Origin of the sequence: Kosakonia arachidis, assembly GCF_900116535.1 — a bacterium.
Taxonomy (GTDB): Bacteria; Pseudomonadota; Gammaproteobacteria; order Enterobacterales; family Enterobacteriaceae; genus Kosakonia; species Kosakonia arachidis.
On sequence record NZ_FPAU01000006.1, the window covers coordinates 172,032 to 196,652 of the forward strand.

The window sequence follows — 24,621 nt, forward strand, 5'->3', positions numbered from 1 at the left end:
GTGGTGGGTGATGACGGGATCGAACCGCCGACCCCCTCCTTGTAAGGGAGGTGCTCTCCCAGCTGAGCTAATCACCCCCGCTGTGTGGAGTCGCATTATAGGGAGAGTTGAAAATGAGTCAACGCATTTTCTAAATAAATTGTTCGTTCGTCGTAAAATTAGGCAAACCGCTGCGCAATGTGCCGCGAGAGCCTGATTTCTAAACAAAAGAGTGCGATACACCGCTCAATGAGGCAACAACATTGAGGAATCAGCCCACAGTGATAGAATATCGCCCACTCTTTTTTAAGCTACTGCCGACGGTCGGCATCTTTAATAAACGTAAGGCCAATTCATGAAAATCAAAACTCGCTTCGCGCCAAGCCCTACTGGCTACCTGCACGTTGGCGGCGCGCGTACTGCTCTCTACTCCTGGCTGTTTGCCCGCAACCATGGCGGTGAGTTTGTGCTGCGTATTGAAGACACCGATCTTGAGCGCTCCACGCCGGAAGCAATCGAAGCCATCATGGATGGCATGAACTGGCTGAACCTTGAATGGGATGAAGGTCCGTATTTCCAGACCAAACGCTTTGATCGCTACAATGCAGTGATTGATGAAATGCTCGAAGCAGGTACCGCATATAAATGCTATTGCTCGAAAGAGCGTCTGGAGCAACTGCGCGAAGCGCAGATGGCGAATGGCGAAAAACCACGCTATGACGGCCGCTGTCGCCACGATCATTCACATCATGCCGCTGATGAACCTTGCGTTGTGCGTTTCGCCAACCCGCAGGATGGCTCGGTGGTGTTTGACGATCAGATCCGTGGCCCGATCGAGTTCAGCAACCTCGAACTGGACGATCTGATCATTCGCCGTACTGATGGTTCACCGACCTACAACTTCTGCGTTGTCGTGGATGACTGGGATATGGAAATCACGCACGTTATCCGTGGTGAAGACCATATCAACAACACGCCGCGCCAGATCAACATCCTGAAAGCGTTGCATGCGCCGGTTCCGGTTTACGCGCACGTTTCCATGATCAACGGCGACGATGGCAAAAAACTCTCAAAACGCCACGGCGCGGTCAGTGTGATGCAATACCGCGATGACGGCTATTTGCCGGAAGCGCTGCTCAACTATCTGGTGCGTCTGGGCTGGTCGAGCGGCGATCAGGAGATCTTCACCCGTGAAGAGATGATTAAACTCTTCTCACTTAGCGCGGTGAGTAAATCAGCAAGTGCTTTCAACACCGATAAACTGCTGTGGCTGAACCACCATTACATCAATACGCTGGATCCGCAGTATGTGGCGACGCATCTGCAATGGCATATCGAGCAGGAAAAAATCGACACGCAAACCGGCCCGCAGTTGTTCGAGCTGGTGAAACTGCTGGGCGAACGTTGCAAAACGCTGAAAGAAATGGCTGCAAGTTGCCGCTATTTCTATGAAGAGTTTGACGAATTCGACGCTGATGCAGCGAAAAAACACCTGCGTCCAGTGGCTCGCCAGGCGCTGGAAGTGGTGCGTGATAAACTCGCCGCAATTACCGACTGGAGCGCAGAAAACGTGCACCACGCCATTCAGGCAACGGCTGATGAGCTGGAAGTTGGGATGGGTAAAGTGGGTATGCCGCTGCGCGTTGCCGTTACTGGTGCGGGTCAGTCTCCGGCGCTGGACGTTACCGTTCATGCGATTGGCCAGTCCCGCAGTATCGCGCGAATCAACAAAGCACTGAGCTTTATTGCTGAACGCGAAAGCCAGCAGTAATTCCGCTCTGGCTTAATGCAAGCCGTTGTGAAATAAACCCCGACGCTGTTCTCCAGCCGTTGGGGTTTTTTGTTTATTGCGCCAGCAAAGGCACACATCCGCTTTTATGCGGTAACCATTTGCGGCTATCGCGCGCTGAAATATCGCACTCTTAATCCGCAACTGCACCAGCACAAAAAAATCCCCGTGCATTGTCGCCAACGCGCGGGGATTTTACCTTCACCGGGGTGGTTTCAGGAATACTTAGCGGGCAACGACAAAACGTTTGTCATCGTCCATAAAGGCTTTTTCACCCGCCGGAGCCACGATGGAACCGAAGTTCATATGCCCGCGCAGTTTCCAGTTCTCCGGAATATTCCAGCTACGCTGCACGTCAGCATCAACGAGCGGGTTGTAGTGTTGTAGGTTAGCACCAATTCCTTTTTCGGCCAGTGCCAGCCAGACGGCGTACTGTGCAATACCGGTACTGTGTTCTGACCAGATAGGGAAATTATCAGCGTAGGCAGCGAACTGCTCCTGCAACCCTTTCACCACGTCCTGATCTTCAAAGAACAGCACCGAACCCGCAGCGGCGGCAAAACCATCCAGTTTGTCGGATGTCGCTTTGAAACTCTCTTGCGGAACAATTTTTCTCAGTTGCTCACGGGTCAGTTCCCAGAACTTCACATGCTCTTTACCTAACAGAATCAACGCACGAGAACTCTGTGAGTTAAACGCAGAAGGTGCCTGGCGAATGGCTTCTTTAATGGTTTCGATAACAACGTCTTCTGCAACCGGCAGATCTTTACCAAGGGCATAAATGGTTCTGCGTTGTTTTGCTAAAGCAAGAAAATTATCTGACATAACGGCTCCTGAAGTTGGTGGCAATTCCGTGGTGTCGCTATTTGCGGCCTGCGGGAACAAAGCGCTAAAAAGTTTCTGTAACGGGTTCATGGCTCGCCTTATCCTGTTTGTTATTCCGGCTGAGTAATTTATTTCGTCAGTTCAGCAGTCATATATACGCCATTGTCAGCACGTGCACTGGTGATTTTGTAAGACGCGTTGGCTTTTTCCGCCTGAGCAGCAATTTTGGCTTCAGCGGCGGAGAGCGTCGATGCATTGGCGCTAATGCTCTGGGCAAAAGAACCGAAAGAGAGGGCGGACAGTGCGGCAACTGCAACGAAAGTTTTGATGAATTTCATGGTCGTATTCCTGCATTATTTTGTTTGGGAGGGCTGATTGCCCTGATGTGATAAATCATATGCCTGATTAATACGAAGAAAAAGCTGAACTATTTGCGGATAATGTTCAAATAATTAGAATAACTATGGAATTAATTCTGCGCTAAAAGCGTAGTGATGCCCTGCCGCAGACAGGGCAGGGTGAGGGAATCATTGTCTTCAGACGGCGAACCAGCGCCGCCAGATAAAACGCAGTACGAAAAACTCAATGCAGCCAAGCAGTAAAAACCACAGGCAGTAGAGCAGGGTATAAAGCTGGTTCAAATCCAGCAGATGAAAGCGCTGCATCAGACTTTGCGCCAGTTGCAGACCCAGTGATGGCGCTGGCAGCAGCAGGACAGAGATAAAAGCCATTAACAGAATGCCTGCCAGCGTAACCAGCGATTCGAGCGGGTGTTTCATAAGCGTTAATCATCGGTGAAAAAACGCATTGTCGGGGAAAGCATGCCGTAGCGCAACGTTCCCAGAACGGTGGCTCACTCCACCACGAAGCGATCGACCAGTGTTGTCATGGTTTGCGACTGTTGATCCAGCATCTGGCTGGCGGTGGCGGCGCTGGCCACCAGCCCGGCGTTTTGCTGAGTCACCTGCTCCAGCTGGTTCAGCGCCTCATGTACCTGCGAGACGCCGAGTGACTGCTCGCCTGCCGCATGGGCGATATCGCTGACAAACGCCAGCATTTGCCCGGTATTGGCTTTCGCCGCCTGCAAAGCCCGGTCGGATGCATGCACCAGTGTCACGCCTTGCTCGATCTGCTCCATGTTCTTGCTTATTAACTCGCGGATCTGCCGGGCATCGTTGGCGCAACGCTGTGACAGATTACGCACCTCGGAGGCTACTACAGCAAAGCCCTTGCCCAGCTCCCCGGCGCGGGCAGCTTCTACCGCTGCATTCAGTGCCAGCAGGTTGGTCTGGAAAGAGATCTCGTCAATGGAGCTGACAATGCTGGAGATCTGCTCACTGGAACCGCGAATGGCGAGCATACTGCTGCTGGCTTCTGCTGCCACGCGGCTGGCTTCCTGCACTTGCTGCTCCATCTCTTCGGTCAGCCTTTTCGCTTCAATGGCATTATCTGCTGTCATATTCACCGCCGTGGCAATCTGTTCCATACTGGCGGCCGTTTCGACCAGCGATGCGGCTTGCTCATCGGTACGCGAAGCCAGATCCTGATTGCCATCGGCGATGTCCGCACTGGCGCTGCGCAGCACGACGGCGCCCTGTTTTATCTCGCTGACAATATGCTGAATGTTCTCAATGGCCTGGTTGTAAGCGCGATTAAGCAACGACAGCTCATCGCTGCCGGGTACGTCCAGGCGCTGGGTCAGATCACCATTCATCCCTTCGATGGTTGCCAGAGAGTGGTGCAACTGACGATGAATGCTGCTGGCGACCAGCAGGGCGAAGAACAGCGCCACCACCAGTGCCGCGACGCTAACCAGCGCAAAGATAATCACCCCGCGCCAGGCGTTGTCCGCCAGCGATTGCGCCGTAGCGAGCAGCGTATCGGAAGCCGCATCCTCCACCGCCTTGAGTGCATTAATCCGTGCCGTCTGTGCGTTGAACCAGTCTGCGGGCGCCACGCCAAATCCGCCGCTTGCCGCATGGTCAATTGCCTGCTGGCGCAGGGCAATGGCGTGTGCCGCCTGCGGCGCCTGCAACTGTGCAGACAGTTTTTCATTTACGGCTGGTGTGCTGAAGGCCTTTGCCGCCGCGAGCCATGAAAGTTGCTTGCCCACCGTTTCATTCAACTGGCGGAGCTGGCCGTCGGCAAAGCGATCGGCGGAGAAGACGTTCGACATTAGCGCGCGCTCGATACCGCTTTGCTCTTTGGCGTTCAGAACGCTGTAATAGGCCGCCAGTTGGTTGACTATCGCCCCGTTATCGGTCAACTGGCTGATCCCGCCAACGACATTAAGCAGGTCGTTAATAATTGCGCTGTACCACACCAGTGATTCTTTGCCGCTTACACTCTGCGCACGAATTTGCTGGCGGAAACCGTCGACTCCCTGCTGGTGCTGTTGAAACTGTTCCAACGCGTGACGTATATCGCTATTCGCTTGCTGGAGGGGAAACTGTTTAAGCGCTTCAGCAAATTGCGCCATGGCTTTGGAAGATCGTGGATATTGATCGTTTAATTCAGTGGAGAATTGTTGCCCTTTACTGCCCAAATATCCGGCACTTAATCCCCGTTCTTTTTGCAATTCATGAATAACATTTCCCGCATATTTCGCCAGCAATGTTAAGTTCATGATGGTGCGCATTTGCTGACCTGTTTCAAGACGACTCAGGATACCGTTAGATGCTAACCCTATGAGTGCAAACAATAAAGGCAAAAGTGCCAGCAATAATTTCAATTTCATTGATAAACGATATATCCATCTCATACAGATGCCTCAGGTTAGCTTTAACTTATATTGGTTATCGGTGAGAGCGGGGCATACTTTATTTATAACGTGAGGCTTGTTGACATTTATCAATTCCGCCAGAAGATACTACTACTTTGTGGTTATTACTTTGTAAATAACGCTGGCAATATATTTTAGCGCAGCAAAATATAAGGCTGCGCTAAAATTATCGGTCGAGTAATTTCTGCTTAGCCTGCTGTCCAGATTTCGGCATGTTTCTGCACCAGGCCAATTAATGAGCCGCCATCTGCCACAAAATCGCGCATCAGTTGTGCCTCATTTTTACCGTGTTTGACGAGCGCTGCCAGCTCATCCAGCGCGCTATTGGCCTTGAGTTTATCGGCCCATGGCGCGATTTTTTCCAGCAGACGCGAGAGATCCTCGGCAATGGTGTGCTGCTCGCCGCTGTGAACGTCAGTAATCATCCCGTCCAGGCCGTAACGACATGCCTGGAAGCGGTTGAACTTGTACAGCAGGTAATCCTGCGGCTGATGCTTAAAGGGACGCTCGGCAAGTAGCCAGTACGATACCGCCTGAATAAGCCCGGCAATATTAATAGCGTGGGAAAGGGTTAGCGGCGTGTCCATTACCCGCACTTCAACAGTGCCAAAATGGGGGCTTGGGCGAATATCCCAGTGCAGATCTTTAATGCTCTCAATCATTGAGGTGTAGCTTAAGCGGCGAAACAGACCGGTAAACTCCTGCCAGTTCGCTACCCACGGCATCGGGCCATTATCCGGAAAGGCGGAAAAAAGATTGAGGCGAGATGAAGCGTAGCGGGTATCGGTGCCCTGGCTATAGGGCGAAGCGGCGCTTAGTGCAATAAAGTGCGGTACAAAGCGGGAAAGCCCATGCAGCAAATAGATGGCGTCGTCGCCATTGGCGCAGCCGACATGTACATGCTGGCCAAACACTGTCGCCTGCTGCATCAAATAACCGAACATCTCCACCGTGCGGGCATAGCGCTCGTCCTCGCACACCAACTGGCGCTGCCATTTCTGGAATGGGTGCGTGCCACCGCCGCAAATTTGTACGTGATGAGCGGCCGCGGTTTGCAAAATTATCTGCTGCATGGCGGAAAACTGGTGGGCTGCCTGATGAATGTCGCGGCAGACGCCGGTGGCGATCTCCAGCATACTTTCGGTGATATCATGCTTCACCTCGCCACCTGTCACCTGGTTTTTCATCGCGTTTATCAACCGCGATGCATCCTGGCTTAAATCGTAGCCCGGCGGGTTGACCACCTGTAATTCCACTTCAATACCGAGAGTCAGCGGATCCGAAACATGAAAATCGGCTAGCGGCATAGTCGTCCCTTATGAAATGAGTTTCCACTATTATGGAAGTGAATGACTGATCCTTCCTCTTTTGCCACCGCACGCGTTACCCGTACTGAAGTGATTGCTTATGATTTGTGCATAATGATGAAAAGATTTAATAAATAGTCGCGTAGTAAAATAATATCTCCAGGAAACAACTATTTTCCCGATTTAATGGTGCATTTTTGCAACATTTTTCCCGAAATGGGTGCGCTTATCGCCGCGAACGATATAAAGCGGTTATTTGTAACACCGCTTAACGGCTTTCGTAATAATCCTTTCTGATATTTTCCGCGTCTGAATGCGATAAATTCTTGTTTATTCAACTGGTATGTATCTTGCCTGTTAAATGTCTCATTTATTTAACAGGGACACTGTGATGCTTAATCAATCTTTTTGGCGTAAACACCATATTGCGGCCGCTATTGGCGCGCTGGCGCTGGCTGGGGGATTGCAGGCGCAGGCCTCAACATTGCGTATTGCCATGACCGCAGCGGATATTCCTTTAACGCTGGGCCAGCCTGATCAGGGCTTTGAAGGCAATCGCTTTACCGGTATTCCGTTATATGACGCGCTGGTGGAGTGGGATCTGTCGCAAGGCGAAAAACCGAGCGGGTTGGTGCCGGGGCTGGCAACTGAATGGCATGTTGATCCGCAAAACCAGAGTCGCTGGATCTTCACGCTGCGCCCTGGCGTGAAGTTTCACGACGGCACAGAAGTGAATGCCGACGCTATTGTCTGGAACGTGGGTAAAGTGCTGGATAAAGCTGCGCCGCAATATGCTCCGGGGCAAATTGGTAACACCTTATCGCGTATGCCGACATTGACCGGCGCTGAAAAAATTGACGATCACACGGTCGCGCTCACGACATCAGAGCCGGATGCGTTGCTGCCGTATAACATCACCAACCTGTTTATTGTCTCGCCGACGGCGTGGCAGAAAATCTATGACGCAGTGCCAGCCTCGACAGGCGATATCGCCGCACGCAGCAAACAAGCGTGGACCACCTTTGCCTCGCATGCCGTCGGCAGCGGGCCATTTAAGCTGGAAAAACTGGTGCCGCGCCAGCAGTTGATCCTCGATAAGAACCCGGATTACTGGAACAAAGACCGCATTCCACGCGTCGATAAAGTGGTGTTGATTCCGCTACCGGAAGCCAATGCCCGTACCGCTGCACTACTGTCAAAACAGGTGGACTGGATTGAAGCGCCAGCGCCGGATGCAGTCGATCAGATTAAAGCGCAGGGTTTTAAAATCTACGCCAATACCCAGCCGCATCTCTGGCCATGGCAGTTCTCGTTCCTGGAAGGTTCGCCGTGGCGCGACATTCGCGTACGTAAAGCAGCCAACCTCTGCCTTAACCGTTCCGAACTGAAAAGCTATCTCGGCGGTTATATGTCAGAAGCGACCGGGGTGTATGAAGAGGGCAACCCGTGGCGCGGCAAGCCGACATTCCAGATCAAATACGATCCTGATACCGCGCGTAAGTTAATGACGGAAGCCGGCTACAGTGAAAGCAAACCGCTGCACGTTACCGTGGCGACATCCGCCTCGGGTTCTGGCCAGATGCAGCCGCTACCGATGAACGAGTACATCCAGCAGAGCCTGAAAAGCTGCTATTTCAACGTCGATATCAAGGTCAACGAGTGGAACACGCTGTTCACCAATTGGCGTTTAGGGGCGAAAGATCCCTCTGCGCAAGGGGTTAACGCCATTAACGTCAGTGCTGCAGTGACCGACCCGTACTTCGGCATGATCCGCTTCTCTACCGCAAAAGCCTTCCCGCCTACGGCCACCAACTGGGGTTACTTCACCACGCCGGAAACCGAAAAACTGGCGGCCGCCGTCAAACACGCTTTCACGCCTGCCGAGATGGATAAAGCTGCCGGTGAGTTGCATGCCGCGCTGGTGGATCAGGTGCCGTTCCTGTTTGTGGCTCACGACGTTGGCCCGCGCGCCATCTCTCCTGCCGTTACCGGTGTGGTGCAACCGCAGAGCTGGTTTATTGATTTAAGTCTGGTGAGCAAGAAAGAGTAACCGAGGAGGGGCCATGATCAGCACACTTTTTTACCGCGTTTTGCTGGCTATTCCAACCATGTTAGGGGTAGCGGTAATCTGTTTTCTGCTGGTGCAAATCGCGCCGGGGGATCCGCTGGTGTCGGTGATGCCGCCGGATGCCTCCGAAGCAATGCGCCAGACGCTGATGCAGGACTACGGTTTTGACAAGCCGCTGCCAGTGCAGTTTGTACACTGGCTATGGCGGGCGCTGCATGGCGATCTGGGTATGTCGATCGCCACCGGGCGTCCGGTGATGAGCGAGGTGATGACCGCTGTTACGTACTCATTGCGGCTGGCGTTGTTGGCAACGCTGATTGGCTTTGTGCTCGGTAGCCTGTTTGGTTTTGTCGCAGGCTACTTTCGCAACAGCATTATCGATCGCGTTGCCTCGCTGCTGTCGGTCTTCGGCGTCAGCGTGCCGCACTACTGGCTCGGCATGCTGTTGGTGATTGTGTTCTGCGTCAAGTTTGCGTTACTCCCTGCTACCGGCGGTGGGCCAATTGGCGAAACCGGCTGGCAGTGGGACTGGGCGCATCTGCAATTTATGCTGCTGCCCGCCGTCACACTGTCGGTGATCCCCACCGGCATTATCGCCCGCACCGTGCGTTCGCAGGTAGCGGATATCCTGAGCCAGGAGTTCATTGTTGGGCTGCGCGCCCGCGGCCTCAATGAGTCACGCATCTTTCTGCATGTGGTGAAAAACGCTGCGCCGACCGCGCTGGCGGTCATGGGTTTGCAGGTTGGCTATCTGATGGGCGGCTCGATTCTGGTAGAAACGGTCTTTTCATGGCCCGGCACCGGGCTGTTGCTCAATACCGCTATTTTCCAGCGCGATCTGCCGTTGTTGCAGGGAACGATCTGGGTGCTGGCGCTGTTCTTTGTGCTGCTCAATCTGCTGGTGGATGTGCTGCAAACCTCTCTCGATCCGCGCATTAAGAGGAGCTAACGATGGTGGATAGCGTAACGCCAAAAATCAACGTTGTTGCCGCGCCGGTTGCGGCGACGCAAGGCTACTGGCGCGGCGTGTGGGCACGGTTACTCCGCGATCCCACGGGCGTGGTAGTAGGAAGTATTATTCTGCTGTTACTGCTGATGGCGCTGTTCGGACCATGGCTGATCCTCAAAGATCCTTACCAGACCTCAATGTTTCTGCGCCTGAAACCGATCGGCACCGAGGGATTCCCGCTCGGTTCCGATGAACTGGGGCGCGATATGCTCTCACGCCTGATTCTGGGTACGCGCCTGTCGTTATTTATGGGGATTGTGCCGGTGGTGTTCGCCTTTTTTATTGGCGGCACTATCGGGATTATCGCCGGTTATGCCGGAGGAAAAACCAATACCCTGATCATGCGCACCATTGATATTTTCTACGCCTTTCCATCGGTATTGCTGGCGATTGCGCTCTCCGGCGCGATGGGCGCAGGCATTGGCAATGCGCTGCTTTCGCTGACGCTGGTGTTTGTACCGCAAGTGGCGCGTATTGCTGAAAGTGTCACCGCGCAGGTGCGGCATATGGATTATATCGATGCCGCCCGTGCCACCGGAGCCAGTGCGTTCACCATTATTCGCGTGCAGGTACTGGGTAATGTGTTGGGGCCGATTTTCGTCTTCTCTACCGGTCTGATTTCCGTCTGTATGATCCTCGCCTCCGGCTTGTCGTTTCTCGGCCTTGGCGTGCGTCCGCCGGAGCCGGAATGGGGATTGATGCTCAACACGTTGCGCACCGCTATTTATACCCAGCCGTGGGTGGCGGCACTGCCGGGGATGATGATTTTTATTACCTCCATCTCGTTTAATGTTCTGGCGGATCGTCTGCGCGCTGCCATGGCGATCAAGGAGTAACAGCATGCAACCTTTTATCAATGTCGATATTGGTGGCCCGGCACAGCCGCTGCTGCGGGTGAACAATCTGCTGAAGCATTTTCACCTCGGCGTACGCAAAGGCCATGATGTTGTACAGGCGGTGGATAACGTCAGCTTTGAAGTCCACAAAGGGGAAACCCTTGGTGTGGTGGGGGAGTCCGGTTGTGGAAAATCGACCTCCGCCCGGTTACTGATGCAACTGCTGACACAGGATAGCGGCGAGCTGGTGTTTGATGGTGAGGCCGTCGGTTCATCGCGCTTGCCGCTGAAAGCCTATCGCCGCCAGGTGCAGATGGTGTTTCAGGACAGTTATGCTTCGCTGAACCCGCGCATGACCATGGAAGAGAGCATTGCCTTTGGCCAGCAGGTACATGGTATCAGCCGCAAAGAGGCCAATGAATATGCCCGCTATCTGTTAGCGCACGTTGGGCTGGAGCCAGCGCGGTTTGCACACCGCTATCCCCACGCCTTATCCGGTGGTCAGCGACAGCGCGTCAATATTGCCCGCGCGCTGGCGATGAAACCCCGGCTGGTGATCCTCGACGAAGCCGTTTCTGCACTGGATAAATCCGTGGAAGCGCAGGTGTTGCAACTGTTGCAAGAGTTAAAACGTACCCTCGATCTCACCTATGTGTTTATCAGCCACGATCTGCATGTAGTGCGCTGGCTGTCGGATCGCATTCTGGTGATGTACCTCGGTGAAGTGGTGGAAATTGGCCCGTCGGAAGCGCTGTTCACTGCTTCAGCACACCCTTATACCCGCGCGTTACTCAGCTCGATGCCGTCGATGGATCCGCATAATCGCACTGAAGTTTCGCCACTCTTTGGCGATCCGCCAAGCCCCATTTCACCGCCTGCGGGCTGCCGTTTTCACACTCGTTGCCCGCATGCCAAAGCGGTCTGTTCGCAGGTGAAACCGCAATTGACGCTGGTTGGCGAAGCGCATCAAAGCGCCTGCCTGATGGCGCAGCCGGATTCGCCCTGGCACCGGGATATCCCACTACAGGAGGTGAGCGATGTCGCATGAAGCGTTCGTCCATATTCGCGATCTTCGCGTCGAGTTTCGCCGCGACGGGCAGACCGTCAATGCGGTCAATGGTGTTTCGTTTGATGTCCGCAAAGGCGAAGTGATGGCGCTGATTGGCGAATCCGGCTCCGGTAAAAGCGTCACCTTGCGGGCCTTGATGCGCCTGCATCCGCCGCAGAGCAGCCAGATTAGCGGTACGATGAATGTCGGCGGTGCCGCGGTGCTGGCGATGAACAGCCGTCAGTTACGCCACTACCGCGGGAAAATCTGCGCGATGATTTTTCAGGAGCCGCTGCTGGCGTTTGACCCGGTTTACACCATCGGCCAACAAATTGTGGAAGGCTTGCAGCGGCACGAAGGGCTGTCGCGCAAAGATGCGAAAGCGCGGGCGCTGGAGGCTTTGCGTCAGGTGCGTATTCCCAGCCCGGAGCGCCGGCTGGAAGCGTACCCGCATGAGATGTCTGGCGGCATGCGCCAGCGGGCGATGATTGCGCTGGCGCTCTCCTGCAACCCGGAACTGCTGCTGGCCGATGAGCCGACCACTGCGTTGGATGCCACCGTACAAATTCAGATCCTGATCCTGCTGCGCGAGCAGCAAAAGCTGCGCGATCTGTCGATTATCTTCGTCACCCACGACATTGGTGCGGCGGTGGAGATTGCCGATCGGGTGGCAGTGATGTACGCCGGGCGCATCGTGGAGGAAGCACCGATTGCCGACATCCTCGCGCAGCCACGCCATCCCTATACCCGCGTACTGCTCGGTAGTCGCCCGAAAGAGGGGTTGAAAAAGGGCGATGTGCTGCACTGCATTCCCGGCTCGCCGCCGGATCTGGCCGCACTGCCCCCGGGCTGCGCATTTGCCGCCCGTTGCCCTCACGCACAGCCTGCCTGTCACCAGTTGCAACCCGTTACGGAACAGGTCGCCGAACGTCATATGGTCAGTTGCCACCGCTGGCGTGAACTGACAACCGATATCACACCACAGCCGGCATTTGCCTGAATCCTGGGAGGTAACATGCAGGACCCACGTGCTTTTATGCCTTATCCCTTCGTCACTGTGCCGCAGGCGGAAAGCGGCCCGCTGAGCGGCCTGACTTTTGCGGCAAAAGATCTGTTTGATGTTGCAGGCTATCCTACGGGAGGCGGTAACCCGCACGTACTTGCCGCCTCGGGTATCAAAACCACTACTGCACCCGCCGTACAAATGCTGCTGGATGGCGGGGCGAGGTTTGTTGGCAAAACCCACACCAGTGAACTGGCCTATTCGATGAGCGGCCACAACATTCATTACGGTACGCCGCGCAATGGCGCAGCACCGCTGCGTGTTCCTGGCGGCTCGTCGTCCGGTTCGGCTTCGGCGGTATCCCATGGTCTGTGTGATATAGCGCTGGGCACCGACACCGGCGGTTCGGTGCGCACGCCTGCCAGCTATTGCGGCCTGTTTGGTCTGCGCCCAACCCACGGGCGTATTTCGCTGGCAGGTTGCCAGCCGCTGTGCGCCACCATGGACACCTGCGGGTTTTTCGCCCGCACGCCGCAGGCCTTTAGCGCGGTGGCCCGTTGCCTGCTCGGTGACGACACCTTCACACCCGCGCGGATCGAACTGGCCTGCCATGAGTCGCTGTTTGCCGCACTCCCGTTGCACAGTCTGCAAGTGCTGCTGCCGGTACGGGAAAAGCTCGCGCAATACTTTGGTGAGATCGCCTCGCTGGATGCACCGCTGCCGGAGCGCGAAGCCGTTTACACCGCGTTTCGTCAGATTCAGGGTTATGAAGCCTGGCAATCGCAGGGTCACAACATTGAAACACTGGGCATGCAACTGGGGCCTGACGTGGCGGAGCGCTTTGCGTACGGCAAAGCGGTCACGGAGGCGGAATTCGCCGCGGCGAGCCAGCTTCGCGAAGCCTTTACAGAGTGGTGGCAGACACAACTGGGCGATCGCATCCTGGTGCTGCCGACCGTGCCGGATGTAGCGCCGTTATTAACGGCCGCGCCAGCAGAGATCGAAGTCACGCGGCGCATCTCTCACGACCTGTTGCTGATAGCAGTACTGACCCGCCGTCCGCAGGTCAATCTTCCGGTGACGACGATCGACGGCGCGCCGCTGGGGATTTCACTGATCGGCCCATGCGGCAGCGATGCGCTGCTGGTGTCGATGGCCACTACCTTTATGCAGGAGAAATAAGATGACAAGCGAAGTTTTGCACAGCCAGGCGCTGTCGCTGAGCGACTGCCGGGTTAACGGTGAGCGGTTATGGGATTCCCTGATGGAACTGGCGAAAATCGGCGCGACGCCAAAAGGCGGTTGCTGCCGCCTGACGTTGACCGATCTTGACCGGCAGGGGCGCGATTTGGTGATTGGCTGGGGCAAAGCGGCCGGGTTGAGTATCATCATCGATAAAATCGGCAACGTGTTTATGCGCCGCGAAGGGCGCAACCCGAACCTGCCGCCGATTGTGGCGGGCAGCCATATCGACACGCAACCGACCGGCGGCAAGTTCGACGGTAACTTTGGCGTGTTGGCCGCGCTGGAAGTGGTACGTACGCTTAATGATTTGCAGATTGAAACCGAGCATCCGCTGGAAGTGGTGTTCTGGACCAATGAAGAAGGCTCGCGCTTTGTGCCAGTGATGATGGGGTCCGGCGTCTTTGCCGGCGTTTTCCCGCTGGAGAAAATCTACGCTGCCACCGATGCCGAAGGCAAAACTGTGCGGCAAGAGCTGGAGAAGATTGGCTACATTGGCGAGCAAACGCCGGGCGATCATCCACTGGCGGCCTACTTTGAAGCGCATATTGAACAGGGGCCGATTCTGGAGGAAGAGGAAAAAGTGATCGGCGTGGTGCAGGGCGTACTGGGCATCCGCTGGTATGACTGCACCGTCACAGGGATGGAATCTCACGCCGGGCCAATGCCGATGCATCTGCGCCAGGATGCGTTGCAGGTGGCGACGCGCATTATGCAGGAAGTCGTGGCGATTGCCGGGCGCAGTGAACAGGGACGCGGCACGGTAGGGATGGTGCAGGTGTACCCGAACAGCCGCAACGTGGTGCCGGGTGCAGTGAAATTCTCCGTGGATATGCGCAACATCAGCGATGCAACTGTCGATGAAATGGACGCGCAACTGCGCGCTTTTACCGCCGCAGTGGCACAGGAAACGGGGTTGGGCGTCACGCTGGAGCAGGTCAGCCACTATCCGGCCGCGCCGTTTGACATACAGTGCCAGCAGGCGATTGGCCGCGCGGCGCAGCAGCTTGGTTATCCGTCGCGCCCGATTGTCTCTGGCGCCGGTCATGATGCGGTGTATATGAGCTATCTTGCGCCGACCGGAATGATCTTTATTCCCTGCAAAGACGGCATCAGCCATAACGAAATTGAGTATGCCTCACCGGAACATGTCACTGCCGGAGCGAATGTATTGTTGCAGGTGATGATGGAGTACGCGAAGGTACAGTGAGAAAACCGCCCCCTCGTCGGGGCGGTTCTGCTTTAGCAGAACTGCTCAAGCTGCCCGCGCAGGACTTCCACACCGGGGGCTATTGCCTGGGGGTTAATGGCATGAAAGCCCATGCGAAAGAAATTATCCGGCGGCGCGGCATTGAGAAAATGGCGCGCGCCAGGTTCAATGAGTACACCCGCATGTGCGGCTCGCCAGGTAAGTTGCTGCGTGCTGATATGCTCCGGCGTGCGTAGCCAGAACGCGTTGGCATGCTCGCTGCCGTCCATCATCTGACACTCCGGCAAAAAGGTGCGTAGCGCATTGTGCAGGCTGTCCCAGCGGCGGGCGGAATCCTCGTGGTAGCGGCGCAAATGGGTTTCGTAGTGCCCCTGGGCGAGGAAATGCGCCATCTGATACTGAATGTTGGTCGGTGGATGGCGGTACACCAGACGGCGCAACGCGCGCGCTTCATCGATAATCTCCGGTGCGGCAACCATAAATCCAAGGCGCAGTCCCGGCGACAGCGCTTTCGACAGGCTACTGACGTAGATCACTCGCCCACTGCGATCGCTGGCTTTCAGCGCGGGCAGCGGGTTCTGCATAAAGTTACTTTCTGAGTCGTAATCATCTTCAATCACCACTGCATCATGGCGGGTAGCGTATTCCAGCAACTGCGTGCGCCGCGTTTTGCTCATGGTTACACCGGTTGGTACCTGGTGGCCTGGCGTCACGTAGTAGTAGTCACAGGGCGTTTCATTGAGCACTAGCCCTTCGCTGTCTACCGGGTGTGGCACAATCTGCGTATTGCTTAATAAAAAGGTGTTGATAGCTTCGCGAAAGCTGGGGTTTTCCACAGCCACGCGGGTTTCTTCAGACATCAGCAGGCGCGTCAGCAGGTAGAGCGCATTTTGCGAGCCAAGGGTAATCAGAATTTCATCCGGCGCGGCGACAATGCCGCGTTTGGGTAACACGCGTGTGCGGATCTGCTCAACCAGCATGGGTACATCCTGGTCGATATGGTCAATCACCCAAGCCGGATCGCGCACGCCGCCGTGCAGCCAGTTCGCTGCTGCGCGCCAGGTAGCGAGGGGAAACTGCTGGGTATTGGGCTGACCGTAGATAAACGGGTAGCGGTAGTGCATCCAGCCAGCGGGTTTAAGAATTGATTCCTGCTGACTGGGGGTAATTTTCAGGCGGTTGCCCCATCGCGGTGCATCGCCCTCGCATTCAGGTGCAGCCGTGACACACTGCCCACTCGCCACGCCTGCGGAGTAATAATCCGGATGCAGGTAGTAACCACTGCGTGGACGGCTGACCAGATAGCCTTCGTTGACCAGACTTTCAAACACCAGTGCCGTGGTATTGCGCGAGACGCCAAGCTGGCTGGCGAGCTGGCGGCACGAAGGGAGAGGGGTATCAGCCGGGAAAATACCACTCAGAATGGCATTGACCAGAGATTCGCGAACTTGCTCCTGAAGTCCACGCCGGGCGTCAAAATTTACATTCAGTAGATGGCGAATCATGCTGCACTCCTCTCGATATATCTTCTACAGGAGTTGAGCAAGTTTCATACCAGTTTCCGACAAACTGACACATACGCTTGCAGAAACTGGCTCTATTCAGAAGCGACTTAGCCTCCCTATTGTAAAAACGTAGTCACAAAACGTCGGGCGAGTTTCTGTTTCGGCATATATCTTGCAAAGCTTCCGGCACCCATGGAATGTACCGGTCTGGCAAATTAAATAAGGGTGGAGAGATGAAAAAAGTATTCGGCAAATATTGTCTTGCAGCCATGATCTCTTTGGCATTTTCATTACACGCAGTGGCAGCGGATTTACCTGAAATTGAAAAATCCGGCACGATGAAAGTCGCGACCGAAGATGATTATGCACCGTTTAACTTTATGAATAACGGCCAGACGGATGGTTTTAACAAGGATATGCTTGAAGAACTGCGTAAATACGCAAAATTCAATATCAACCAAAGTATTTTGCCGTGGACCGGCTTACTCGCTGCGGTCTCTACCGGGCAATATGATATGGCCCTCACTGGCGCGGTAATTACCGACGAACGCCTCAACGTATTTAATTTCACCCCGCCATGGGCATCCGCACAGCACTATTTCGTGAAACGCGCGGATGACAAAACATTAAATACCATTGCCGATCTCAGCGGTAAAAAAGTGGGCGTTCAGGCGGGCAGCGCACTGTTGGCGCGTTTGCCGGAACTGAAAGCGATGCTGGAAAAAGTGGGCGGTAAACTGGGCCCGGTGGTTGAGTATCAATCTTATCCGGAAGCCTATGCCGACCTGGCGAACAAACGTGTCGATTATGTCATCAACGTGGTGATTTCGGTGAACGACCTGGTGAAATCGAAGCCAAAAGTGTTCGCCAAAGGGCTGGCGGTTTCAGGCCCGGGCTACATGGCCTGGCCAATCCCGAAAAACTCGCCGGAATTGCTGAAGTTCATGACGGGGTTTATGAACCACATGACCGAAACCGGCAAGCTGGCGGAGTTGCAGAAAAAATGGTTCGGCGAGACCTACGAGCTGCCAAAAGAGCCGATTACCAGCGCCGATCAGTTCCACAAGTTAGCCGGTTTCTAAGTGTAACGCGGCGGGAAACCGCCGCACGTTTTGAAAGGAGGGAACATGGACTTAATCTCGTGGCAGTTATTGATTGAAGGCGCATGGACGACCCTCTGGATCTCTTGCGTGGCCATTGCTTTCGGCGTAGTGATTGGCCTGGTGATTGCCTTTATCCGCATGATGAAGATCCCGGTTATTGATCAGTTGCTGGTGGTTTACATCAGCCTGGCTCGCGCGACGCCGCTGGTGACGCTGGTGCTGTTTCTGTTTTTATCGCTGCCGACGCTCGGTATTAATCTCGATAAAACGCCTGCCGCTATTCTGGCGCTGACGTTGAATACCTCGGCATTTAACGCCGAAATCTGGCGCAATGCATTTCGCAATTTCCCGCGTGAGCAGCGGGAAGCCGCGGAGTCGGTCGGCATGCGGCGCTGGACCTATTTTCGGCAAATTATGCTGCCGCAGATGTGGATTGAAAGCCTGCCTGCGCTGGTCAATGAGATGTCGTTCCTGATTAAAGGCAGCCCAGCAATTGCTATTATCGGCGTGGTGGATTTAACTCGCGTAACCAACCGTATTTCCTCGGTGACCTATGAACCGCTATCGCCGATCCTGGCCGCCGGGTTGTTGTACGTCATTATTATCGGTTCGCTGTTGAAGTTGCAGAGCGCGGCCGAACGTAAAGCGAAGCGCCTGGCGCGATAAGAGGCGGAGGAAATATGAATCAGTGGGGAATTATTTGGGCAGCGCGTGAGAGTTTTTTTAACGGGCTGCTGGCAACGCTGGAACTGTTTATTATCGCTGCCGTTTTCGGATTATTTATTGGTATTGCGCTGTGCTATGTTATGGAGTATCAGCATCGCGTTATTAATCGTCTGATCATCGCTTTTGTTAGCCTGATGCGTGCCGTGCCATTTTTAATTCTGGCTTATCTTCTGTATTATGGATTGCCACAAATTGGTATCAGCATGGAAGCCTGGACCGCTGGTCTGCTGGCACTGGTGATTTATCATGGTGCATATTTCTTTGAGATATTACGTAGCCAGCGGCGGATATTTTCAGCCGGGTATATTGAGGCTGCACAGTCGCAGGGTTTTTCACGCTATAAAACCTTTCGTCGTATTATTCTGCCGAATATATTTTCGTCGTCGCTGCCGTTGATGGGCAACCAGCTTATTATTTGCCTGAAAGATACCGCATTTCTGTGCATTATTACTGTGCAGGAGATTACCGCCGCTGCGAATAGCGTGCAGTCAACTTACTTTATTCCGTTTAACGCCTTTATTGTTGCCATAGCACTCTACTGGGGGATCAGTATTCTGCTGGAGTTGTTGATTAAGCGGTTAAGTCATTATGGAGCCAAAAGAGGAATGAGCCATGCCTGAAACAAGCGCGGTTAGCATCAAAAACTTGTCCAAACAGTTTGATAACGTTGAAGTGCTGCGGGATATCAACCTGACGGTGGAGAAGGGCTCTGTGGTGAGCATTCTGGGTTCGTCCGGCTCCGGTAAATCGACGCTGCTGCGCTGCATGAACTGGCTGGAACAGCCAGATCGTGGCGAAGTGCGTATCAGTGGCCAGCGCATTGGGGTAGATGAGAAGACGGGCAAAGCAATGTCGCACAAAGATCTCTCCCATATCCGCGCGCGCGTTGGGATGGTGTTCCAGAGTTTTAACCTGTGGCCGCATTTGACGGTGTTGCAAAACGTCACCGAAGCGTTGGTGCATGTGAAAGGCATGAAGCGCGACGCGGCGAATGAGATTGCCCGCCGCCAACTGGAAAAAGTGGGCATGAGCCACAAGGCCGATGTCTACCCGATCACACTTTCCGGCGGGCAAAAACAGCGCGTGGCGATCGCCCGCTCGCTGGCGATGTCGCCGGAAGTGATCCTCTTCGATGAACCAACTTCGGCACTGGACCCGGAACTGGTGAATGAGGTGCTGGGGGTGATGAAATCTCTCGCGGCAGAAGGTTATACGATGGTGGTGGTGACCCATGAGATGGATTTCGCCCGTCAGGTGTCGGATGAAGTCGTGTTTCTGGAGAAAGGTTTGTTGATCGAGAAAGCACCGCCGGAGAAGTTTTTCACTAATCCGGATTCGGACAGGGTGAGGAAGTTTTTGCAGTCGAGCCGGTGAGGGGGATTGTTTGGCTCTGAGGAGGAATAGTTCCGTTCACCAGAGCCAAACAACTCTCAGAGCCAAACAACCCCTCAATGCTGAATATTTTCCCGCGCAAAATTAACCTTCACCGGCGCGCGAAAAAAAGTCTCATGCAGCGCGACCTGATTTCGCCCACGTTTCTTCGCGTTATACAGTGCGCCGTCTGCTTCGCTGTACAGCGTTTCGAAGCTGCTCCCTTTCACACCGAGACTGACGCCAAAACTGGCGGTGACCAGTTGCTGCGGCAACACGTCCAGCGGCGAAGCATTCAGCGAGGCGTGAATATAGCTGGCGGTGATCATCGCCTCTTCCACCCGGGCGTTCGGCAGCACAATGGTAAATTCCTCGCCACCGACGCGGCCGATGGCGGCGCTCTCCGGCACTGCGTGGCGTACGCGTGACACCAACGCGCAAATCACCCGATCGCCGGTCGGATGACCATATTCATCGTTAATACGTTTGAAGTGATCGATATCCAGCAGGATCAGCGCCACATCGCCTTCCTGCAGACCGCTGTTGATCTGGTTGATGATCGCGCTACGGTTAAACACATCGGTCAACGGATCGTGCGTTGCTTCATATTCCAGGCGCGCAGCAAGCTGCTGGAGTTGCTCGTTCATTCGCGTGAGTTCGCGCTCGGCACGGTCACTGCGGGAGATCAGACGATACGATTCGCGGATCAGACGCTGGTAATGCGTGGAAACGGCCCACAGTTTTTCGCGGCAGACCTCCGCCGGAAGTTGCGCATCGGCAGCCGCCAGCCGGGCTTCTTCGAGTACGGAATATTCCTCTCTGAAGAGCTCATTAATATCTAGCATGCGGTGATGTCCGGGATAAGAAACACTGTCAGTGACGGGAAGTCGATACGCAGCTCCTGACCAAACTCTTCGGAGATATCATCCTCCGGGTCGTAGTACCAGTGCAGCTCGCATGGCGCGCCGCTTTTCGCGTGATTATTTAGGATCTCAAACAGCGTAAACAACAGCTTGGTACTTGAACTGTTAAAATAGCTGAGCGCGACGTGTAATTGCAGCGGTGCACTGGTCTGCTGCCCGCTTTGTAGCCAGCCCTCCAGTGCATCCAGCAGCGGGCGGAAGAACGCGGCGGCATTCTCCGGGTAGGCTTCGCCTTTCAGCAGCAGCTTTTGCGCGGCAAAATCAAACTTCACCTCCGGCGTGGCGGCGGTGGCGGACAATTCTATAGCAGGCGTCAATGTCATATCAGTCATGGCAAAACGTTGCCTTTAAGTGAAAGGCGGAAAGGGAGCTTGCCGCCAGTGGATGAATACGATACTCCAGCGGAACACTGGTATCGCGCGCCATGGTCAACAAACCGATATTGGCCCCTTTGCTGGTTGCTGGCGCTTCGCTTTTCAGCCCCTGCTTCCAGGCGTCGCGGATTTCTGCCTGCGACATGCTGCGCAACACTTCAAGGTTCGTTTGCAACAGCGTGGAGGCTTCCGGCCCCACCAGGTTTGCCGTTTCCAGATAGTAATTGGTCTGATCCATATGAAAACAGACCGAACCAAAGCGTAGATCGTGCTCAACGGTTGATAAAAACCGCTCGTCGGCGGAGTAGCGTACAATGTTTTGTCCCATCTCGATAAATGCCGAGAAGAGTTTGCGGCGCGTCACGGCGGAGGATTCATGTTTATCCAACCAGGCGCGGATCACTTCGCCAAGCGAAACAATATGTTGCTGGGAAAAATAGCCGGTATAAAAAAGCTCGACGGCGTTTTGCCGTTGCAGCGTAAAAAGGGGTAACAGAACAGGGTCTTTGACCTGCAGGTCGTTTATTTGCATGCTTTTATCTACCAACGAAAACCAAACCATGTCATGTCATCGCGCGACGTTTGCTGCCCCTGCCACGCTTTCAGCGCCGCCAGCAGGGCATCGGAAAACGCAGGTAGCGGTAGCGCGCGGTGCTGCGCCAACAATGACTGAATACGTTTCTTACCAAACATCACGTTGCGCGGGCCGCCGGGCTGATCGGTGACACCATCGGAAACCAGCAACAGCGTGTCGCCACGGCGCAGCGGTGCCTGATAACGCTGCCACTGGTAATCCACCGGCGTATCGGTATAACCCACGCCTTTGCGGCAACTCTCCAGCACTACGCTCTGCTGAGCGGCTTCGCCCAGCAGAAAACCGTGCATCCGGGCGCTGGCCCAGCACATCTGTTCGTTTTTCGTATCGACAAACAGGGCAATGGCGTCGCAACCATCATTTGACTGGCTGCTGTCAGCTGATGGATGCACCTGGCTGAGCGTCTGTTTTATATGTTGATTGATATGGCTCAGCAGTTGCTCCGGCGCGTCAACCGGTGCCAGCGTCAGCGCTTTTTCCAGCGCCGAGGCGAAGATAAAGGTCATAAAAGCACCCGGTACGCCGTGTCCGGTGCAGTCGGCCAGCACCATCAACCAGCCATTTTCCGTGCGCTGAAAAGCATAAATGTCGCCGCCGACGCAGTCGCGCGGATGCCAGTGCAGGCACCAGTCTTGCAAGGTTTTATCAATGGTCGTGCGTGATCGGCTGAGCATGGATTCCTGGATAATGCGCGCATATTCAATGCTTTGCATAATCTGCAGGTGCTGCTTGGCCTGCAAATCGGAAACGGTACGAATCAGATCAATGCCGAGGCCAATGCCGACATATTGCCCCTCTTCTGTGAGGATAAAACCTTCGGTCACGGCTTTGTCGCCGGTTTCAATGACCCGCCCGGAGAGATATTCGAGCGCCGCGTCGGCATCGACAATCAGCGGATTTTTATCCATAAACGCGATGCAGCTCTTCTGATCGTACAGCTCGTGAAAAAAAGGGCGGCTCATCTGCGAGAGGAAAATATGTCGGTTGATCATGCCAATCGGTCGGTTATTTTCCAGCACCGGTAGACCGATCAACGATTTGTGTTCGTTGAAAAGCGACATGACCTGCAAATTATTGGCGTCAGGCGTCACGTGCGGGACGACGAGGCGCAAAATGCCTGCGTTAAGCTGCCGAGAAGAGAGCGGTATGTCCATCATCCATGCAAAACCCCGTATTAAGAATAATCCTAGGTTATGGGGCATTTATGACGGTTTGATTTCAATTAAGTAACTCGATGAATAACGGGAGATTATTGCTACTTAAGTAAAATATTGACGGTAAGAGAAGTTGTGCAAACAAAAAAAAGCCCGCGCTTGGTGTGCGGGCAAAAAATACTGGAAGCAATGTGAGCAATGTCGTACTGAATACCTGAGTGATTTACTCAACTATTCAGCAATGAGAAAGATAATCTTTATCATCTAAACGGTCAACCCCAAATTTTGTGTGACATCATGTTGTTAAGGATCCCAGCGCGATGAGCTCTTGCCAGCTCACCTTACCAATGTCGATCCCTTCTTCAATCCGCCTCGCGGCTCGCTCATTAACACGCCGGGCTGGTTATTCCTCGCGGGCCCATTTTTCTCCTGACAACACAATATGACACAAGTTCTTGCCTAAATAAGAAGAATGAGTATAGTTCTCATTCTCTTTAGTGTTTTTGGCTGGGCTCGGAGTTTCCCCGCAAAAAGAGTAGGCGTAAACGCTTACAGGGACACAAAGAAGTGGTGAGCTGCGTCAGGCAAAACTGCCTTCATCAAAGAAATGCGCATCTGAGCGTAACGCACTGGCCCGCCAGTTGATGACATTAACGGTAAAGGATCTCGATGACGATGAAAACCCCCGCGTTGGTGCTGCTGGCAACCCTGGTACTGGCCGGATGCAGTGCTCAGTACACTACATCGGCACAACCTGCCGCCGAAACGCCAAAAACCGCTGCCGTATCATTATCGGCAAAGGTACAAAAACGCGATCTGGCGAGCGGCCTGTATGAAATGGCGCTCAGCCCGCAGGGTGACGCGCTGTACGTTTCCAGTGCGGAAGGCTTTAAAGATGTGCAGGGCGGTGTGGTTTACAAACTGGATCCTGCGACGCTGAAAACCCTCGGTTCCACCCATACCGATCTGAAAAACTTCGGTATGACGATCTCCCCGGACGGTAAAACGGTTTACGTTACCCACTCCCTTGATGGCGGCATCAGCGCTATCGATACCCGCAATGGCAAAGTGCGGGCCCGCACGCTGTTCCCGGAACGTAATGAAAAAGGCCTGCCGTACGGTGCACGTGAGATTCTGCTGCACAACGGCGCGCTGTATGTTGGCGCGGTGGCCGATCCGGCGCTGGTTTGGGTGGTTGACGCCAGGACTCTGCAAGTAAAAGCGCGGATTAAAAATGCTGGGAAATGGGTCACGGGCCTGCACTGGTCTGAGCAAACTCAGCGCCTGTATGTGGCGAACGGCGACGGTGAAATGCTGGTCGTCAACCCGCGCAACAACCGCATTGAACAACGCTGGAAACCGCTCGGTGATAAACCGGCGCTGCTACTGAACATTGCTGAAGACAGCGAGACCGGCCGTCTGTTCGTTACCGATAACTCGAAAGCCAAAACCACCCTGGTGCTGGATATCCATAGTGGCAAGGTGCTGAAACAGCTCGATCTGGGCGGTTCGCTGGCGGTGAAATTCAACCCGAAACGCCACGAAATCTACCTCACCCAGCGTGAAGCGGGCAAAGTGCTGAGTCTTGATGCCACCAGCCTTGCGGTGAAACAGCGCTGGGATCTGCCGCCGAATCCGAACAGCCTGCTGCTCTCTGCCGACGGCCAGACACTGTTTGTCACCGTCAAGCAGGCGTTTAACAAAGATCACACTACCAACGGGCTGGATAGCGTCGTCCGCATCGCCCTTAACCAGTAATCAACCTGGCCCGG

Annotated in this window: 23 protein-coding genes and 1 tRNA gene; 13 read left to right on the plus strand and 11 right to left on the minus strand. The window is 54.5% G+C overall.

Annotated elements, in window-relative coordinates; translation table 11 throughout:
* Position 1: 1 nt before the first annotated feature.
* A tRNA-Val gene (locus BM427_RS20125) sits at positions 2-77 on the minus strand.
* 257 nt (positions 78-334) lie between these two features.
* On the opposite strand from BM427_RS20125, the gene gltX reads away from it, so the two are divergent.
* Positions 335-1,750 (plus strand): glutamate--tRNA ligase, encoded by a 1,416-nt coding sequence (gene gltX / locus BM427_RS20130; RefSeq protein ID WP_090124831.1) that lies wholly within the window; start codon positions 335-337, stop codon positions 1,748-1,750.
* A 243-nt stretch (positions 1,751-1,993) separates the two neighbouring features.
* On the opposite strand, the gene BM427_RS20135 is transcribed toward gltX, so the two are convergent.
* From BM427_RS20135 to BM427_RS20155, 5 genes are all read right to left on the minus strand, one after another.
* Positions 1,994-2,593 (minus strand): nitroreductase family protein, encoded by a 600-nt coding sequence (locus tag BM427_RS20135; RefSeq protein ID WP_090124834.1) that lies wholly within the window; start codon positions 2,591-2,593, stop codon positions 1,994-1,996.
* A gap of 128 nt (positions 2,594-2,721) precedes the next feature.
* Positions 2,722-2,931 carry a YdgH/BhsA/McbA-like domain containing protein gene (locus BM427_RS20140; RefSeq protein WP_090124837.1) on the minus strand — a complete coding sequence of 70 codons (210 nt, stop codon included), beginning with the start codon at positions 2,929-2,931 and terminating at the stop codon, positions 2,722-2,724.
* 198 nt (positions 2,932-3,129) lie between these two features.
* A complete protein-coding gene (locus BM427_RS20145) occupies positions 3,130-3,372 on the minus strand; it encodes a DUF1158 domain-containing protein (RefSeq protein ID WP_007370928.1) in 243 nt (80 codons plus the stop codon).
* Between the two features lie 74 nt (positions 3,373-3,446).
* Positions 3,447-5,354: a methyl-accepting chemotaxis protein gene (locus BM427_RS20150; protein WP_175539145.1), complete on the minus strand. Its 1,908-nt coding sequence runs from the start codon at positions 5,352-5,354 to the stop codon at positions 3,447-3,449.
* Between the two features lie 209 nt (positions 5,355-5,563).
* A complete protein-coding gene (locus tag BM427_RS20155; protein ID WP_090124844.1) occupies positions 5,564-6,682 on the minus strand; it encodes a YbdK family carboxylate-amine ligase in 1,119 nt (372 codons plus the stop codon).
* Between the two features lie 391 nt (positions 6,683-7,073).
* Between BM427_RS20155 and BM427_RS20160 the strand changes: the two genes are divergently transcribed.
* The 7 genes from BM427_RS20160 to BM427_RS20190 are packed head-to-tail and all read left to right on the plus strand — an operon-like array spanning position 7,074 to position 15,098.
* Positions 7,074-8,732, plus strand: a complete 1,659-nt coding sequence (locus BM427_RS20160) for an ABC transporter substrate-binding protein (RefSeq protein WP_090124847.1) — start codon at positions 7,074-7,076, stop codon at positions 8,730-8,732.
* A gap of 13 nt (positions 8,733-8,745) precedes the next feature.
* Complete coding sequence (locus BM427_RS20165; protein WP_090124851.1) at positions 8,746-9,699, plus strand: ABC transporter permease; 954 nt, start codon at positions 8,746-8,748, stop codon at positions 9,697-9,699.
* Between the two features lie 2 nt (positions 9,700-9,701).
* On the plus strand, positions 9,702-10,595 hold the full coding sequence (locus BM427_RS20170) for an ABC transporter permease (RefSeq protein WP_090124854.1): 894 nt from the start codon (positions 9,702-9,704) through the stop codon (positions 10,593-10,595).
* Between the two features lie 4 nt (positions 10,596-10,599).
* Positions 10,600-11,643, plus strand: a complete 1,044-nt coding sequence (locus tag BM427_RS20175) for an ABC transporter ATP-binding protein (protein WP_090124857.1) — start codon at positions 10,600-10,602, stop codon at positions 11,641-11,643.
* Positions 11,633-12,643 carry an ABC transporter ATP-binding protein gene (locus BM427_RS20180; RefSeq protein ID WP_090124860.1) on the plus strand — a complete coding sequence of 337 codons (1,011 nt, stop codon included), beginning with the start codon at positions 11,633-11,635 and terminating at the stop codon, positions 12,641-12,643. The genes BM427_RS20175 and BM427_RS20180 overlap by 11 nt, the downstream gene beginning before the upstream one ends.
* Positions 12,644-12,658: 15 nt before the next feature.
* Positions 12,659-13,828, plus strand: coding sequence for an amidase (locus BM427_RS20185; RefSeq protein WP_090124862.1), 1,170 nt, complete (start codon positions 12,659-12,661; stop codon positions 13,826-13,828).
* A 1-nt stretch (position 13,829) separates the two neighbouring features.
* Positions 13,830-15,098, plus strand: coding sequence for a Zn-dependent hydrolase (locus BM427_RS20190; protein ID WP_090124865.1), 1,269 nt, complete (start codon positions 13,830-13,832; stop codon positions 15,096-15,098).
* Between the two features lie 32 nt (positions 15,099-15,130).
* On the opposite strand, the gene pdxR is transcribed toward BM427_RS20190, so the two are convergent.
* A complete protein-coding gene (gene pdxR / locus BM427_RS20195) occupies positions 15,131-16,603 on the minus strand; it encodes a MocR-like pyridoxine biosynthesis transcription factor PdxR (protein ID WP_090124869.1) in 1,473 nt (490 codons plus the stop codon).
* A gap of 233 nt (positions 16,604-16,836) precedes the next feature.
* On the opposite strand from pdxR, the gene BM427_RS20200 reads away from it, so the two are divergent.
* From BM427_RS20200 to BM427_RS20215, 4 genes are read left to right on the plus strand one after another with little or no spacing between them, the layout of a single operon-like run.
* A complete protein-coding gene (locus BM427_RS20200) occupies positions 16,837-17,685 on the plus strand; it encodes a transporter substrate-binding domain-containing protein (protein WP_090124872.1) in 849 nt (282 codons plus the stop codon).
* 45 nt (positions 17,686-17,730) lie between these two features.
* Complete coding sequence (locus BM427_RS20205; protein WP_090124876.1) at positions 17,731-18,372, plus strand: amino acid ABC transporter permease; 642 nt, start codon at positions 17,731-17,733, stop codon at positions 18,370-18,372.
* 14 nt (positions 18,373-18,386) lie between these two features.
* Positions 18,387-19,052: an amino acid ABC transporter permease gene (locus BM427_RS20210; protein ID WP_090124879.1), complete on the plus strand. Its 666-nt coding sequence runs from the start codon at positions 18,387-18,389 to the stop codon at positions 19,050-19,052.
* On the plus strand, positions 19,045-19,806 hold the full coding sequence (locus BM427_RS20215; RefSeq protein WP_090124882.1) for an amino acid ABC transporter ATP-binding protein: 762 nt from the start codon (positions 19,045-19,047) through the stop codon (positions 19,804-19,806). The genes BM427_RS20210 and BM427_RS20215 overlap by 8 nt, the downstream gene beginning before the upstream one ends.
* Positions 19,807-19,880: 74 nt before the next feature.
* Here BM427_RS20215 and BM427_RS20220 read toward each other — a convergent pair whose 3' ends face one another.
* The 4 genes from BM427_RS20220 to BM427_RS20235 are packed head-to-tail and all read right to left on the minus strand — an operon-like array spanning position 19,881 to position 22,849.
* A complete protein-coding gene (locus BM427_RS20220) occupies positions 19,881-20,648 on the minus strand; it encodes a GGDEF domain-containing protein (protein ID WP_090124884.1) in 768 nt (255 codons plus the stop codon).
* Entirely contained in the window at positions 20,642-21,058 is a 417-nt protein-coding gene (locus BM427_RS20225; protein ID WP_090124889.1) for a DUF1987 domain-containing protein, read from the minus strand. Before BM427_RS20225 ends, BM427_RS20220 begins: the two co-directional genes overlap by 7 nt.
* Positions 21,051-21,632, minus strand: a complete 582-nt coding sequence (locus BM427_RS20230; RefSeq protein WP_425280055.1) for a SiaB family protein kinase — start codon at positions 21,630-21,632, stop codon at positions 21,051-21,053. Before BM427_RS20230 ends, BM427_RS20225 begins: the two co-directional genes overlap by 8 nt.
* Before the next feature lie 8 nt (positions 21,633-21,640).
* Complete coding sequence (locus BM427_RS20235; RefSeq protein WP_090125027.1) at positions 21,641-22,849, minus strand: SpoIIE family protein phosphatase; 1,209 nt, start codon at positions 22,847-22,849, stop codon at positions 21,641-21,643.
* A gap of 669 nt (positions 22,850-23,518) precedes the next feature.
* Here BM427_RS20235 and BM427_RS20240 point away from each other — a divergent pair.
* Entirely contained in the window at positions 23,519-24,607 is a 1,089-nt protein-coding gene (locus BM427_RS20240; RefSeq protein ID WP_090124895.1) for a YncE family protein, read from the plus strand.
* Positions 24,608-24,621 lie beyond the last annotated feature (14 nt).